This is a genomic window from Sphingobacterium anhuiense (assembly GCF_042686355.1).
GTDB lineage: Bacteria > Bacteroidota > Bacteroidia > Sphingobacteriales > Sphingobacteriaceae > Sphingobacterium > Sphingobacterium anhuiense.
This window is the reverse complement of the sequence record NZ_JBHUPE010000004.1, coordinates 790,273-806,166: the sequence shown is the minus strand read 5'-3', so window position 1 is coordinate 806,166 and position 15,894 is coordinate 790,273. Positions and strand designations below refer to the sequence as shown.

Below are 15,894 nucleotides of genomic sequence, written 5' to 3'. Positions count from 1 at the left end.
TATAATACATGTCAAACACTTTTAACGAATTCATAAATTACGTTGAGAAACGCAATCCGAATGAACCAGAATTTCTACAAGCTGTACAAGAAGTTACAGAGGATTTAATTCCATTTATTTCTAAAAGTCATCCAGAATTACTTAAGCTGAAAATTTTAGAAAGATTAGTTGAACCTGAGCGCGTTATTTCTTTTCGCGTTGCTTGGTTAAATGACAAGAACGAGGTTGAAATCAATAGAGGTTACCGCGTGCAGATGAGTAGCTCTATAGGTCCATATAAAGGAGGATTACGTTTTGCTCCTTCTGTCAACTTAAGTATCTTGAAATTTTTAGCTTTTGAACAGGTGTTCAAAAACAGTTTAACAGGTTTACCTATAGGTGGCGGTAAAGGTGGTGCAGATTTTAATCCGAAAGGAAAGTCAGATGCTGAAATCATGCGTTTCTGTCAAAGCTTTATGACCGAGCTGTTTAGACATATCGGTCCGGATACGGATGTACCAGCTGGAGATATCGGCGTTGGAACACGAGAAATTGGTTATTTATTTGGCCAGTATAAAAGATTGCAAAATGCATTTACAGGCGTATTAACAGGTAAAGGAAGTTCTTGGGGTGGATCTTACACGAGACCGGAAGCTACTGGTTATGGTTTACTTTATTTTGTTGAATGCATCTATGATTTCAATAATCAAGATTTAAAAGACAAAATCGTTGCTATTTCAGGTGCTGGAAATGTAGCGTATTACGCTGCTGAGAAATCAATACAATTAGGTGCTACGGTAATTACACTATCAAATAGTCAAGGAACAATCTATGATGAAGAAGGAATTACTTCTGAAAAATTAGCGTACATCGGAACTATCGGACGAGATTTAGATCAATATGTTGTTAAATATCCGAATGCAAAGTATTTTACAGACAAAAAGCCTTGGGCGTTTAAATGTGATATTGCGCTACCTTGTGCTACTCAAAATGAGCTAACAAAAGAGGATGCGTTAACATTAATTGCTAATGGCTGTCAATGTGTAGCTGAAGGTGCTAATATGCCTTCAACAGCAGAAGCTATCAAAGTCTTCCACGATGCGAAAATTAGTTTTGCACCAGGGAAAGCTGCTAATGCAGGCGGTGTAGCTGTATCTGGCTTAGAAATGTCGCAAAATTCTATTCGCCAACAATGGACTAAAGAAGAAGTCGATTGTAAACTAAAAGATATCATGGTTAATATTCACAAAACTTGTGTTAAATATGGTCATGACAAAAATTACATCAATTATTTAAAAGGTGCAAATATTGGGGGATTCCTGAAAGTTGCCCGAGCAATGACTGAACAAGGCATCGTTTAATTTAACGTTGTATTTTTTCCATATAAACGGTTAATCCCTAAGTGGGATTAACCGTTTTTTTATTTACTTTGTAAAAAATAGCAACATGAGAATATTAGCAGAATTACCACATCCTGATTGTAAGATATCCATCTTTGGTATGAATCAAAAGTTCATCATTAAGTTTGAGCAAGGGACATTGGAACAGTCATATAAGATTGCAGAAACCGATATCGTAGGCGGTGTGAATGGTGTCTTCGAATTGCTGGATGAAACCTTTATCGCGGAAGTGTTAAACCATTTCAGTATCATGCGTAAATCCTTTATTGTTGCCTTTGATCGATATGATTCATAGGTTAATAAATTTGATACAAATTACTTATTATCAATTCATTAGAAATTGATAACATCTAAAACAAAATTAAATTTGGTCATAAGGTTTGCGTATTTCAGTATTTTCTACAACATAGCCAATTTAGTTGTACCTCGAGTATATGTAATCTGTGTAAGGTATTGTAAAATAAAGAACTACATAAGTCCGCAAAATATAATTTGGCTTAATAAATAAGTGCTTTTAACAAAAAAAAGGATATCCGACTGGATATCCTTTTTTTTTACGTTAGCTATTTATTTTTCAAAAAATCATCTATTTCGGGCGGAACCATTTGAGCAATGGAGCCCTTATTTTTCCAGACATCCCGAACGATAGTCGAAGAGATATGGGCAAGTCCACTCCTGCTCATCAAGAAATAAGTTTCGATCTGTGGAGCTAACAATAAATTGTTTTGTGCAATGCTATTTTCAAATTCAAAGTCAGCAGTATTGCGAAGTCCTCTTAGCAAGAAATTCGCGCCGACCTTTTTACAGAAATTAATCGTTAACCCTTCAAATGAAACGATTTCAATTGCCGGATGATCTTTGAAAACAGCCTGGATCGTATATAACTTGTCTTCTACAGTTAATAAGCCTTGTTTGGCACTATTTACTCCAACTGCGATATAAATCTTATCAAAAAGAGGTAAAGCACGCTCCACTAAGTCTTGATGTGCTAATGTAAAAGGATCAAAGGATCCTGCAAAAACCGCAATCTTCATAATTTAAATAGTATAAAATGAAAATGATGAATATCCATACTTCCGTTTTTCAATAAAATTTGGATGTGGATCCATTTCCCGGGTGGAAGGATGTTCAATAATCAATAAGCCTTCTTTATCCAAAAGTCCGCTATCTAAAATAAGGTGTGCCAGCTGCGGCAGTTTTGGAATATCATATGGTGGATCAGCAAAGATAAAATCAAACTTACCTTTGGCTGTTTGAATATACTTGAATACATCTGCTTTTTTAGCTTTTACAGTGGATATGTTCATTTTCTTTGCTGTATCCGTAATATATTGAACGCATTTAAAATGCAGGTCTACTGATTCAACTGAAGCTGCGTATCGAGAAGCTAATTCAAAACTGATATTACCAGTACCTGCAAATAAATCTAAACAATTCAGTTCATCAAAATCCAGTCGGTTTTGTAGAATATTAAACAAAGCCTCTTTTGCGATGTCTGTAGTTGGTCTTACTGGTAAGTTTGTGGGTGGATTAAGACGTATACCACCATATTGCCCTCCTATTATTCGCATAGTATCGCGTCAAATAATGTATTATATTTTTTAAAATTGATTCCTTCGATATCCTTATTGATATGAGCCTTACTTTTAGATTCTAAGTGCGCTATGGTTGTCGAATATCTTTCTAAACATTTACGATAGGTATCATTAGGTATTTCGCCTGATACCAATACTTTAGAAACTTGATCAGTTAGTGAAAATTGTTGTATAATATTTAAAATGTAGTAATTTAAATCATCTGCAAAATGCACATCAAAAGAATTATACAACATGAATTGCCCATTTTGAAACAAGTATAAATCTACCAAATGATCGGATACAAAATGTACACCTAAAACGGAACCTCTAATTGGAACAAGATCTTGCGCCTGATCTAATATAATGCAGAACTCAGGGAAAATTTCTGCATCAGGGAAAAGCGCTTTCCATCTATTATATAAGATGAGATCGTATTCAAACACGGCAACAATTCCCAAATTTTTCATTTCATAGGTGTGAATATGATTGGGAACATGTTCTACCAAGTATGGTGCATATTCGCTTAATCGATCTTCTTGAAAAACCTCCTTAGGAATGAATGTTAAACTTTGATGAGGAATGACCACCTTAACATATCGAAAAGGTAAACTTAGGATTTGAGTAGCATCCAATTTTGGGTTTTCGGCGTCATATTCTAGCAACAGATTCAGATTTAACTGCTTGTCCGTAACTGCAATTACATCTTTGCTAAAACCCGCTTTCGCAGATAAGGTGTATTCTGGCAAAAAATGGATATTAAACTTCTCCGATATATAATTCATATTTATGCTTTCCAAATTCAATTATTAAATTGTACAACCTAACAAAATTAACTTTTCTAAACGATAAGACAAACCTTTTAGATAACTTTGATGGTGCTTATTAAAGATTTATTGATCCAACGCTTTCCTTGGACAGCGACTCCGCAACAAAATTCTGTTTTTGAACTGTTAGCTCAATTTCTGAGTTCTTTTCATACGCAAGATTGTTTTGTATTAAAGGGCTATGCCGGAACAGGTAAAACCACGATCATCTCCGCTCTAGTGAAAACCCTTCCTTATATCAAGAAGAAAGCGGTCTTGCTTGCTCCGACGGGTCGAGCGGCAAAAGTAATGAGTTTCTATTCGGGTAGACCTGCACTGACCATCCACAAGAAAATATACCGTAAGAAAAATGCGGTTTCTTTTCAACTGGATTTCACTTTAGCTGAAAACCTGCATGAAGATACATTATTTATTATAGATGAATCTTCCATGATATCGAATGAAAGCGTCAACATGTTTTCGAAAAGCTTATTGGACGATCTTGTGAAATATGTACGAAGCGGTAAAAACTGTTCGATCATGTTTGTGGGTGATACCGCCCAGCTACCGCCGGTGGGTCTGTGGGAAAGCCCTGCTCTTAATCCGGCTTATTTAGAGCATGAATTTTATTTTCATCCTTATACCTTCGAATTGACAGATGTTGTTCGGCAACAGAAAAGTTCTGGAATTCTTTTTAATGCGACAAAGATCCGTCAGGAAATAAATCTTGAAGAGCTGGAAGGGACCTACCCTTTCCCTAAATTCATAACAAATGGATTTAAAGATATTTACCGAATGACAGGTGAACGTTTAATTGAGGGAATTAATTATGCATATGATAAGTTCGGAATCGAAAATACAATGATAATCTGTCGTTCCAATAAGTCTGCTAACTTATACAATCAGCATATCCGTAACCAGATTCTATTTCGAGACGAGGAGATTACAGGTGGGGATCATATCATGGTCGTACGCAATAATTATTTTTGGCTTCAAGATAATGGGATTGAAAATGGCTTTATTGCTAATGGTGATATGGCGAAAATAAGAAAAGTAAGCAACGTGCATGAGCAACATGGATTTCGGTTTGCGGATATTACTCTTGAATTTATGGATACTCAAAATCAAGAACCAATAACCTGCCGTGTTATTCTGGATAGTCTCTATACAGACAGCCCTAATCTTCCTTATGAGGAACAGAAAAAACTGTACGAGGCAGTGGCGCTGGATTACGAAGATATTTTCTTAAAACAGGATCGACTGGAAGCGATTAAGAAAGATCCCTATTATAATGCGTTACAGATAAAATTTGCTTTTGCGATTACCTGTCACAAGGCTCAGGGTGGACAATGGCCAGCTGTTTTTGTCGACCAAGGCTATTTGACAGATGAAATGTTGACTACCGAGTTTTTAAGGTGGCTATATACTGGAATTACCCGGGCTACAGAAGAGCTCTTTTTAGTCAATTTTAATGAAAAGTTCTACTCTTAAGGCTCTTTAACTAAAATTTTACAAGACTTGCTTCTTTCTCATGTGATTACTTAATACTTTTGATTTATAAATTTCACATAAAACTAAAGAATGAATAAGATTTACTTATTCTTAGGACTGTTGCTATCATGTTTTTATGCTACAGCCCAAGAATCAACCTCACCACCTAAAGCAAACTACCTGTTAGCGTCAAAATTTTCGCCAGATAGGCTTAAGAAAATGATTTTTTCTACTACGGTTAAACCAAATTGGATAAACTTTTCTGATCGTTTCTGGTACGATTTCACTACACCTCAAGGAAAAAACTGGTACTTAGTGGATCCTGCTGCCAATAAAAAAGAAACACTTTTCGATAATGAAAAATTAGCGGCACAAATTACGAAGATTGTAAAAAATCCATTTGACGCTCAACATCTGTCTCTTCAGAATTTAAGATTTACAAAAGATGAGAAGAAAATCAGATTTGAGGTTGCCAGTACGAAAGATACAGTAAAGTCCAAAGAAGAGATTGAGAAGCTGAAAGTGAAAACTGACACAATAAAAAAGAAGCTTTTCTATCTGGAATATGATCTGGCAACACAGAAAGTCATTGAGCTAAGCGATAAATCAAAAGAGAAACAGCCTCTATCATGGGCAACCTTCTCTCCTGATACCGATACCGTCTACTTTGCTAAGGACTTCAATTTGTACTGGATGGACCGCGCCAATTATGAAAAAGCGGTTAAGAATGAAAAAGATTCAACAATTGTAGAACATCAGATCACTAAAGATGGCGTACAATATTATGCTTGGGCGGGTGATGAATATAGCACCACTACAGGAGACGATAAGAAAGATGAAGATCTTGTGAAGCGCAAGCGTGTATGGATGAACTGGTCTCCTGATGGTAAGCATTTTGTTATTACACGTAAAGATAACAGAAGTTTAAATCCGTTATGGGTGATTAATAACGTAGGAAGTAAACGTCCTACTTTAGAGACCTATAAATACCAGATGCCAGGTGAAGTAGATTCTACGGAAACTCAAATGTTCATCTTCAAGGCTTCTGATAAAACTTACAAACAGATAAAAGTTGATGCTTTTAAAAATCAAACGATAAGTAATTGGTCTAAAACCACAGATAAAAATAGCTATAAGGGTGACTATTTTATTAATTACTGGTTAGGGTCCAATGATGCATTTTACATCGCTCGTTCTAGTCGTGATTTGAAACGTATCGATTTGGTTAAGGTTAATATAGACGGATCAGTTAAAGTGTTAGTTGAAGAGAGATCTAACGTTTATCAGGATATCAAGAAGCCTTTATTAATTAATAATGGTGCTGAGTTTATCCATTGGTCACAACGTGATGGCTGGGGACATTTTTACCTGTATGATAATCAAGGTAATTTGAAACAGCAGTTGACAAGTGGATCTTTCAATTGTGAAGAAATTACAGGATCTGATATGGCAACAAGAACGTTGTATTTCACGGCTAACGGTCGAGAAAAAAATGAAGATCCGTATTATTTACATCACTACAGTGTGGGCTTTAATGGTGGAAATCTAAAATTATTAAATCCAGGAAACTTTGATCACCAGGTTGATGTCAGTGAAAGTTCTCGTTATTTTGTTGATAATTTTTCTAGGGTGAATACGATTCCCGAAATCGCTTTATACCATACAAATGGTAAGAAATTAATGACCTTAGAAAAGGCAGATCTATCTTTACTTTTTGCTGCTGGTTATAAATTTCCGCAACCATTTAAAGTAAAAGCTGGTGACGGTATTACTGATCTATATGGTGTTATGTATAAACCATTTGATTTTGATAGCACCAGAACTTATCCCATTGTGGAATATATCTATCCTGGACCACAAACGGAGGCTGTAAATCAGTCTTTTGGTAGAAGCATGGATAGAATTGACCGTTTAGCGCAATTTGGCATGATTGTCATTACAGTGGGTAATCGTGGTGGTCATCCTGCTCGATCGCAATGGTACCATACATTTGGCTATGGCAACTTAAGGGATTATGGATTGGAAGATAAAAAGGCCGCAGCTGAACAATTGGCAGACCGCTACAAGTTTATCGATATCAACCGTGTTGGTATTACAGGACATTCGGGTGGTGGATTTATGTCAACTGCAGCAATGTTGGTATATCCTGATTTCTTCAAAGTAGCTGTTTCTGGGGCTGGAAATCATGAAAATAACATCTACAACAGATGGTGGAGTGAAAGACATCATGGTGTAATGGAGAAAATTAGTGCCAAAGGTGATACTACATTTGCTTATCAGATCGATAAAAATACAGACTTAGCTAAAAATCTTAAAGGTAAGCTTCTGATTGCAACTGGTGATATTGATAATAATGTACACCCGGCTAATTCTATTAGAATGGTGAACGCTTTAATCAAAGCGAATAAGCGTTTTGACTTCCTGCTTTTACCTGGTCAACGTCACGGATTTGGTGATATGACAGAATATTTTTTCTGGAAAATGGGTGACTATTTTGCAGAATACCTAATCGGTGATTCAAAAATTGAAGAAGTCAATATGACTGAAATGAATAGAGAAATACCGTTGAGTAGATAATCAATGATTACAAAACAAAAATTAGAAATTTTTTCCGCTATCTATACTCAGTATCAGGTAGCGGATTTTTCTTTGGATATTTTACAAGGATTATCTTTACTTGATCTTTTGGCGCTGTCTACATATGAAGTGGATAAGCAACTTGCCTTTAGAAGCGCCTGGATGTTTGAGACCATTGTTTTAAAAGATAAAGCCTTGCTTGACAAGCGTAACTGCCAAATGCTGATTAAAAATCTGACAGATTTAAATAATTGGAGCTGCGCTAGAAGTTATAGCAAAGTAATCATGTACATCACCTCTCCAAAAGTAAATCATATCCATTTGTCTGATGAAGAATATGATTGTATAATTGACGTCTCTTTCAAATGGTTAACTGATCCAAGTTGTCCGGTTGCTGTAGCTGCAAATTGCATGGATATTTTAGATCAAATGAGTGGAAAATATGCGTGGGTTAAAGAAGAACTTTATGCACAGGTCGAATATTTATTGAGAATAAATCCTACTCCAGCGATTAAAAGCAGGAGTTTGAAAATTTTGAAAAAGTACATCAAATAGGTTAAACTAAAATGCTATGACCTGCTTTCGCTCTCTTATCTTCAAGATTTAAGAGATGTCCACCATCATCATAGCATTTAATTACTATTTTTCAGATAACTCTAGCACTAAAATAGTGTATTACCTTTATGTGAATATGCTCGCCCTAGGTGTCTAAAAGCAGCTTCAGTACATTCTCTCCCTCTCGAAGTCCGCATTAAATAACCTTCTTGAATAAGAAAAGGTTCATAAACTTCTTCAATTGTACCTTCATCTTCTCCTACGGCAGTAGCAATGGTTTTTAAACCAACAGGACCTCCTTTAAATTTATCTATGATGGTGGTCAGAATACGATTATCCATTTCATCTAAACCATTTTCATCCACGTTTAGGGCATTAAGTGCATATTTTGCTATCTCTCGCTCAATAGAACCTGTTCCTTTTATTTGTGCAAAATCCCGTGTTCTTCTCAACAGGGCATTGGCTATACGCGGTGTTCCTCTGCTTCTTCTTGCAATTTCATAGGCACCTTCATCTGTAATGGGTGTTTTTAGGATATCTGCAGATCTCAGTACTATGGTGGTCAATAACTTAACGTCGTAATATTGTAATCGCGCATTAATCCCAAATCGCGCACGTAATGGAGATGTTAATAGTCCTGAACGTGTTGTTGCTCCAATTAAGGTGAATGGGTTAAGCGATATTTGCACAGATCTTGCATTTGGTCCGGTCTCCAACATGATATCGATCTTGAAGTCTTCCATTGCTGAATAGAGGTATTCTTCAACAATCGGGCTTAACCGGTGGATTTCATCTATAAATAAGACGTCACCCTCTTCAAGATTGGTCAGTAGTCCAGCCAGGTCACCGGGTTTATCCAGAACGGGTCCTGAAGTAATTTTAATACCTACTCCCATCTCATTGGCGATAATATTGGAAAGTGTCGTTTTACCCAATCCTGGGGGGCCATGAAGTAATACATGATCCAAAGACTCACCTCTTAATTTTGCAGCCTTAACAAAAATATTAAGATTCTCTAAAATTTTCTCCTGTCCCGTAAAGTCCTCAAAAGCCTGAGGTCGTAATACACGTTCAATGTCTCTGTCTGTATGACTTAAGTTTTCCGCATTTGGATCTAAGTGTTCATTCATTTACGCTTTCCTTTCTTCAATTTAATTATACTTTCGCGTCCAACTTGAAATCTTTAGTTGAATAACACCAAAAAAAGCTTCTTTAAAAATACTGGTACTCATTTTTGAAGTACCTTCTGTCCGGTCTGTAAAAATAATCGGTACTTCGACCACATTAAACTTATATTGTATCGCCGTAAATTTCATTTCTATCTGAAAGGCATAGCCCACAAATCGAATTTTATCAAGCGGTATACGCTCAAGAACTTTCCTTCTAAAACACACAAAACCGGCTGTAGCATCTTGGATATTGATTCCGGTGATAAACCGTACATAAACAGATGCGAAATAGGACATCAAAACCCTATTCATCGGCCAATTAACGACATTGACCCCTTTGATATAACGAGATCCGATACTCATATCTGCACCATCTAAGCAACTTTGTCTTAAACGAATTAGATCTTCAGGATTATGGCTAAAATCTGCGTCCATTTCAAAAATAAACTCATATTCTCGTGCTAATGCCCATTTAAAACCATGGATATAAGCAGTGCCAAGTCCTAATTTCCCTTTGCGTTCCTCAATGAACAAACGTCCTCTGAATTCCGCTTCAAGCGATTTTACGATTTGTGCAGTCCCATCTGGAGAACCATCATCAACGATTAAAATATGAAAAGGTACTGAGAGTGAGCATACTTTGCGAATTATTTTTTCAATATTCTCTTTCTCGTTATATGTAGGTATGATAACTAAACTATCGGCCACTTTAAAAACATTTTGTGTGTGGTAAAGTTACTAATTTTATTGGGATTTTGACGTGCGTTTAATTGGTATAATGAGGTGTTCTGCAAAATAAAAAAGTCCACTATTTTGCAATAGCAGACTTTTATTAACCAATTATAAACTTAAATTATGAGACTACAAATATAGGATAAAGGAATGGTAAACCAAACTAATTTGCGGGTTGATGCGTCTTGATAACACAAAAATTACAAATACAGCGATTAGCGATCGACTTCACCTAATACGATGTCCATAGAACCCAATATAGCGATCAGGTCCGCAATTAAGGTTCCTTTTCCTAATTCAGGTAAAACGGAAAGATTGTTAAAACTCGGACCTCTTGCTTTCACACGCTTAGGTATGTCTGTTTTTTCTTGTGTTACAAAGTAAAATCCTAATTCACCTTTCGGATTTTCTGCTCTTACATAATAGTCCTGTGCTTTTAAATTTACCTTTTTAGGTACAAGTGCTCTTGGGTCAAATGTATCTGTACGCGGAAATTCTTTTAATAGTCTTTCCAAGCATTGTTCGATAATCTTAACAGATTCTTTTACTTCATCGACCCGAATTTTGTATCGGTCCCAGCAATCTCCGAGCGCTCCCATCTCTCCTTTTCCAACAGGGATTTCGAAATCAATTTCTGGATAAACAGAATAACCGTCAATTCTTCTCAGATCCCATTTTATTCCTGAAGCTCTCAACATCGGACCAGAAACACCATAATTGATCGCGACATCTGCAGGCAACACACCAATATTTGCTGTTCGGGATATGAAAATCTGGTTCTCGGTCAACAATTCATCGAGTTCGACCAATTTTGGTTTAAAATAAGTTACAAATTCAGCACACCTTTCTTCAAAACCTACCGGTAAATCGTAAAATAAGCCTCCAACCCAAATGTAGTTATAGAGCATGCGTGAACCGGATACCCATTCAAGCATATTCATAATATGCTCCCGATCTCTAAAACACCACATAAACGGCGTAAATGCACCTATATCAATTCCATAGGTACCGATACCAATTAAGTGCGATGCTATTCTATTTAATTCGCAGACCAGTACACGTATATATTCAACTCTTTTTGGTATTTTATCGTCGATACCGAGCATGCGCTCTACCCCCATTACAAATGCATGGCTATTATTCATCGATGATAAATAATCCAGACGATCTGTAAATGGAATACTTTTACCATAATTCATTGATTCCGCATGTTTATCAAAACAGCGATGCAAATAGCCTAAATGTGGAATGACTTCTTTTACAAGCTCTCCATCTGTAATCAATTGAAGCCGAAGCACGCCATGGGTAGATGGATGTTGCGGGCCCATATTAATAATCATTTCTTGAGAGCCAATGCTATCTAAATGTTGTTGGTATTTTTCTAAAGCTGCAGTATACTTCGTATGCGACATATTTTTGGTTATCCAGTTCTTATTTTATTTAATTGCTATGCCATGATAACTTTCAGGATCTTGATAATCCTTTCTTAAGGGGTATCCTTCCCAGTCATCAGGGAGTAGAATACGTCTAAGATCAGGATGATTCGTGAAAAATATACCCATGAGATCAAAAGCTTCCCTTTCATGCCAATCTGCAGTTTTCCATACTGCGGCTAATGATGGTACTTCAGGTAATTGCTGTAAATCACGATCATTAGCAACGGCAACTTTTAACACCAAAGTATGTTGGTATGGTATAGAGGTCATATGATAAGTTACCAAAAATCCAGCATCACCTAAATCAACTGCCGCAATATTATTTAAAAAATCAAAATAGAAGCCTTCTTGATCCCTCAGGTAGTAACAGATTTGTTCTAGAAATGATATATTAACAAATAAAGCAGACTGCAAACCCGATTCCTCAATCTTTTCGATAGCCTCTTCCCCGAACTGCGCAATTATTGATTTTGAAATTTCCTGTATATTCATATATTATGGTGCTAAACGGGTTATTTTCCATGAATCTGAAACTTTCTGAAAAGCAATCCGATCATGCAGGCGGCTTGAACGCCCTTGCCAGAACTCCATATATAGTGGTTTAATTAAGTATCCTCCCCAAAATTCGGGACGAGGTACTTGCTCCTGGTCTTTAAATTCTTCTGTTAGACCTGCCACTCTTTCTTCTAAAAAAGTACGGTTTGGAATGGTATCACTTTGAGGTGAAGCAATAGCGCCAATACGGCTTCCTTTTGGTCTTGACTGAAAATATTCATCAGAGTCTTCTATTGGTAATTTTTCTATCAATCCTTCAATGCGTACCTGACGTTGCAATTCTGGCCAGAAAAATAGTACGGCAACATGAGGATTAGCATCCATTTCTGTTCCTTTACGGCTATTAAAATTTGTAAAAAAACTAAAACCGTTCTCTTTAAGATCTTTAAGCAAAACAATTCTGGAAGAAGGTAGGGAAAACTCTCCTACGGTTGATAAGACCATTGCATTGGGTTCAAGAACCTCACTATGAACAGCTTCGTTAAACCATCTTTCAAATTGCACTAAAGGATCATTGCTTACTTCGCTTTCACACAGATTACCTAATGCATAATCTTGTCGAATAGCGGCAATATCTTTATGTTCGATTGCCATGACTTTGATTTTTTGTATGTCACAAACATACTAAATTCACTTATTTTTATCGACTAATCTAGTATAAATTAATCTGCAAAATGACTTTGGCATTAATTTTATTGTATAATAAGTCTAATATGTATCGCAATGTTTAACGAACTTGACCCAAAGGCTGGCTGTTTATTAATATCTGAACCTTTTATGCTCGACCCGCACTTCGAAAGATCTGTGATTTTATTGTGTAATCATAATGAAAAAGAAGGTACTTTAGGATTTATTCTAAATCATAAGGTTGTTGGCTGTATTGGTGATTTGGTTGAAAAAATAGCGAATTGCACATTTCCACTACATATTGGTGGACCTGTAGCACAAAACGAGGTATTTTTTATCCACTCAAGATTTGACTTATTGTTAAGTGGTGACGAAATTCGTGAAAATATCTATTTCGGCGGAGATCCAGAATTGCTATTTTCACTTATTAATGATCATAAGATAAAAGAAGATGAAGTCAAGTTTTTCTTAGGTTATTCGGGCTGGCAACCAGAGCAGTTAGATAAAGAAATTAAGGAAAATAGCTGGGCTGTACAGAACAAGTTTTCAACGGGATTGGTGTTTGAAAAAGACACAGAACTACTTTGGAAACAATCTGTTATGAGTCTGGGACCCAAGTATGCTCATGTGGTTAATTTTCCGCAGTCTCCTAGTCTAAATTAAATTGTAATTTTTATGAATAATATATAATATTCACTATTTTTTAGTATATTTGTGTCATTAAGCAGAGTCCTTACGTTTTAAAACATATCAATTTTATCTTAATTCGAGATATGGCTTTCACCTTTGAATTTATTTAATGCGCTGACTTTTGTTTACTTAAACTGCTATAAATTGAGTAGTTTAATATGGTTTAATATTAATTTTAAATAAATAAATGAGTAGTTCAGAAAGTTTTAGCAAAAAAGAAAAAGAGAAGAAAAAGTTAAAAAAGAAACAAGATAAGGAACAAAAGAAAGAAGAACGAAAAAACAATACCGATAAAGGTAAAAGTTTAGAAGAAATGTTTGTTTATGTCGATGAATATGGAAATATAACTTCTACTCCTCCTGATCCAACAAAAAAAACAAAAATTAACGTAGAAGATATCGCGATATCAACTGCTAAATATGAAGCAAACCCTGAGGATTTAATCAAATCTGGTATTGTGAATTTTTACAATACAGATAAAGGTTTTGGTTTCATTCGTGATCTCAAGACTCAGGATAAAATATTTTTCCACGTTAATGGTCTGATTGATGCTGTTAAAGAAAACGACAAAGTAACTTTTGAAACTGAAAAAGGATTGAAAGGTATGAATGCCGTAAATGTTAAATTGCAAAAATAACATTCAAGGTTAACGATATTAAAAAAGGGATTTAATTCATTAAATCCCTTTTTTAATATCGTTATTTTAACAATTTTACTTCATAAAGATCCTTTCGTCGATCCTTCATCACCTTGACGGTTCCATATTCATGCAGGTCACGAAGTGCATATAAATCGACATCTGCAATTAGCACCATCTCGGTGTTTGGCGTAGCCTCTGCTTTTATCGCATTATTTGGAAAGGCAAAATCCGAAGGTGTAAATACGGCCGATTGTGAATATTGAATATCCATATTATTGACCCGAGGTAAATTTCCTACAGATCCGGCAATAGCCACATAACACTCATTCTCAATTGCGCGAGCCTGTGCACAGGTTCTAACACGGATGTAGCCATTCTGTGTGTCTGTCATAAAGGGTACAAATAAGATCTGCATTCCTTGATCGGCTAGAATACGGCTCAATTCTGGAAACTCAACATCATAACAAATCAGTAAACCTACTTTCCCGCAATCTGTATCAAATACTTTCACTTCATTACCTCCGGTCATCCCATAATATTTACTTTCATTGGGAGTAATGTGAATCTTTTTAAATGAATCTAGTTTACCGTTACGATGACAGAGGTAAGATATATTATATAGTTTCTTGTTTTCCATAATGGGCATCGAGCCAGCAATGATATTGACATTATAGGAAACAGCAAATTGTTGGATTTTATCAATAATTTCTGATGTCTTCTCCGCTAGTTTCTCCATTGCCAACCTTTCGGGCAATTCATTATACGGACTCATTAACGGTGAATTGAAAAATTCTGGAAACATAATAAAATCTGTTCCATAATCGCTCACGGTATCAACAAAGAATTCAATTTGATCAAAAAAGGCATCAATATTGTCAAATAAACGCATTTGCCATTGTACTAAACCTAATCGAATGGTTTGTTTGGTGGTAGAAATAGAACGTGTTTCTGATTCGTAATAGATATTATTCCACTCCAATAGGGTTGCAAACTCCATCGATTCTGAATCTTCGGGAAGGTAATGCTTCAATATCTTTTTGACATGAAAATCATTGGACAATTGAAAGGTTAACGTTGGATCGAAAATTTCTTTACGTTTTACTTTTTCAATATATGTCCTTGGACTCATTTTATCTGAATAATTGTGATAATTGGGGATCCTTCCTCCTGCTACGATAGATTTTAAATTCATCTGCTCACACAGTTCTTTACGTGCATCATATAAGCGCCTTCCTAACCTCAGTGCACGATGATCTGGATGTACAAAGACTTCTATACCATAGAGTGTGTCGCCATCGCTGGTATGTTTTGAAAATTTTCCGTCATCAATAATTTCATAATAACTATCGTATATATTACTTTTTTTTGAGTTTAAAATGATGGAAAGTGCGCAAGCTACGACATGACCGTCGATTTCTACACATAATTGTCCTTCAGGAAACATATCGATTAAATCGACAATATTTTCTCTTGTCCAGACATCTCCTACTCCTTGGTAAGCTTCGGTCATTGACCTTCTCAAATCAACATAATCTTTCTTCGTCAAGTTCCTGACTTGAATATCCATATAATATAATTTTAGTTATCTAAATTTAAACAAAATTCAAGCCTAAAAGCACAGTTCATGCGATATAAAAGAAAAAGAGCTAAAACCTACGGCTTT

16 protein-coding genes are annotated in these 15,894 nt (G+C 35.8%); 7 read left to right on the top strand and 9 right to left on the bottom strand.

Translation table 11 applies throughout. The annotated features are described in order from the left end of the window. Positions 1-8 precede the first annotated feature (8 nt). Positions 9-1,340: an NADP-specific glutamate dehydrogenase gene (gene gdhA, locus ACFS6I_RS09030; RefSeq protein ID WP_021188209.1), complete on the top strand. Its 1,332-nt coding sequence runs from the start codon at positions 9-11 to the stop codon at positions 1,338-1,340. A gap of 85 nt (positions 1,341-1,425) precedes the next feature. Next, complete coding sequence (locus tag ACFS6I_RS09025) at positions 1,426-1,674, top strand: hypothetical protein (RefSeq protein ID WP_021188210.1); 249 nt, start codon at positions 1,426-1,428, stop codon at positions 1,672-1,674. A 268-nt stretch (positions 1,675-1,942) separates the two neighbouring features. On the opposite strand, the gene coaD is transcribed toward ACFS6I_RS09025, so the two are convergent. The 3 genes from coaD to ACFS6I_RS09010 are packed head-to-tail and all read right to left on the bottom strand — an operon-like array spanning position 1,943 to position 3,738. Beyond that, on the bottom strand, positions 1,943-2,413 hold the full coding sequence (gene coaD, locus ACFS6I_RS09020) for a pantetheine-phosphate adenylyltransferase (protein ID WP_132768230.1): 471 nt from the start codon (positions 2,411-2,413) through the stop codon (positions 1,943-1,945). Positions 2,414-2,416: 3 nt separating this feature from the next. Beyond that, positions 2,417-2,950, bottom strand: coding sequence for a 16S rRNA (guanine(966)-N(2))-methyltransferase RsmD (gene rsmD, locus ACFS6I_RS09015; protein WP_380919785.1), 534 nt, complete (start codon positions 2,948-2,950; stop codon positions 2,417-2,419). Then, entirely contained in the window at positions 2,941-3,738 is a 798-nt protein-coding gene (locus ACFS6I_RS09010) for a DUF3822 family protein (RefSeq protein WP_021188213.1), read from the bottom strand. The genes rsmD and ACFS6I_RS09010 overlap by 10 nt, the downstream gene beginning before the upstream one ends. Before the next feature lie 93 nt (positions 3,739-3,831). Between ACFS6I_RS09010 and ACFS6I_RS09005 the strand changes: the two genes are divergently transcribed. The 3 genes from ACFS6I_RS09005 to ACFS6I_RS08995 all read left to right on the top strand — a co-directional run bounded on the left by ACFS6I_RS09005 (position 3,832) and on the right by ACFS6I_RS08995 (position 8,382). Continuing rightward, a complete protein-coding gene (locus tag ACFS6I_RS09005) occupies positions 3,832-5,250 on the top strand; it encodes an ATP-dependent DNA helicase (protein ID WP_037524810.1) in 1,419 nt (472 codons plus the stop codon). Positions 5,251-5,340: 90 nt separating this feature from the next. Continuing rightward, on the top strand, positions 5,341-7,827 hold the full coding sequence (locus ACFS6I_RS09000) for a S9 family peptidase (RefSeq protein WP_380919782.1): 2,487 nt from the start codon (positions 5,341-5,343) through the stop codon (positions 7,825-7,827). Between the two features lie 3 nt (positions 7,828-7,830). Further along, positions 7,831-8,382 (top strand): hypothetical protein, encoded by a 552-nt coding sequence (locus tag ACFS6I_RS08995; protein WP_380919780.1) that lies wholly within the window; start codon positions 7,831-7,833, stop codon positions 8,380-8,382. Positions 8,383-8,489: 107 nt separating this feature from the next. Here the strand turns inward: ACFS6I_RS08995 and ruvB are convergent, their stop codons facing one another. From ruvB to pdxH, 5 genes are all read right to left on the bottom strand, one after another. Beyond that, positions 8,490-9,512 (bottom strand): Holliday junction branch migration DNA helicase RuvB, encoded by a 1,023-nt coding sequence (ruvB, locus tag ACFS6I_RS08990; RefSeq protein ID WP_021188218.1) that lies wholly within the window; start codon positions 9,510-9,512, stop codon positions 8,490-8,492. 21 nt (positions 9,513-9,533) lie between these two features. Then, positions 9,534-10,259, bottom strand: a complete 726-nt coding sequence (locus tag ACFS6I_RS08985) for a polyprenol monophosphomannose synthase (RefSeq protein ID WP_132768240.1) — start codon at positions 10,257-10,259, stop codon at positions 9,534-9,536. Positions 10,260-10,498: 239 nt separating this feature from the next. Then, a complete protein-coding gene (locus ACFS6I_RS08980; RefSeq protein ID WP_132768242.1) occupies positions 10,499-11,695 on the bottom strand; it encodes an NADH-quinone oxidoreductase subunit D in 1,197 nt (398 codons plus the stop codon). Between the two features lie 24 nt (positions 11,696-11,719). After that, positions 11,720-12,211, bottom strand: a complete 492-nt coding sequence (locus ACFS6I_RS08975) for an NADH-quinone oxidoreductase subunit C (RefSeq protein ID WP_168126598.1) — start codon at positions 12,209-12,211, stop codon at positions 11,720-11,722. A gap of 3 nt (positions 12,212-12,214) precedes the next feature. Next, positions 12,215-12,868, bottom strand: coding sequence for a pyridoxamine 5'-phosphate oxidase (gene pdxH, locus ACFS6I_RS08970; protein WP_380919777.1), 654 nt, complete (start codon positions 12,866-12,868; stop codon positions 12,215-12,217). A 129-nt stretch (positions 12,869-12,997) separates the two neighbouring features. Here pdxH and ACFS6I_RS08965 point away from each other — a divergent pair, with 129 nt between their 5' ends. Continuing rightward, positions 12,998-13,564 carry a YqgE/AlgH family protein gene (locus tag ACFS6I_RS08965; RefSeq protein WP_021188223.1) on the top strand — a complete coding sequence of 189 codons (567 nt, stop codon included), beginning with the start codon at positions 12,998-13,000 and terminating at the stop codon, positions 13,562-13,564. A gap of 214 nt (positions 13,565-13,778) precedes the next feature. After that, the gene (locus tag ACFS6I_RS08960; protein ID WP_021188224.1) at positions 13,779-14,228 is read left to right on the top strand and encodes a cold-shock protein; all 450 of its coding nucleotides are present in this window, start codon (positions 13,779-13,781) and stop codon (positions 14,226-14,228) included. A gap of 61 nt (positions 14,229-14,289) precedes the next feature. Here the strand turns inward: ACFS6I_RS08960 and ACFS6I_RS08955 are convergent, their stop codons facing one another. After that, entirely contained in the window at positions 14,290-15,798 is a 1,509-nt protein-coding gene (locus tag ACFS6I_RS08955; protein WP_132768247.1) for a carbon-nitrogen hydrolase family protein, read from the bottom strand. Between the last annotated feature and the right edge of the window lie 96 nt (positions 15,799-15,894).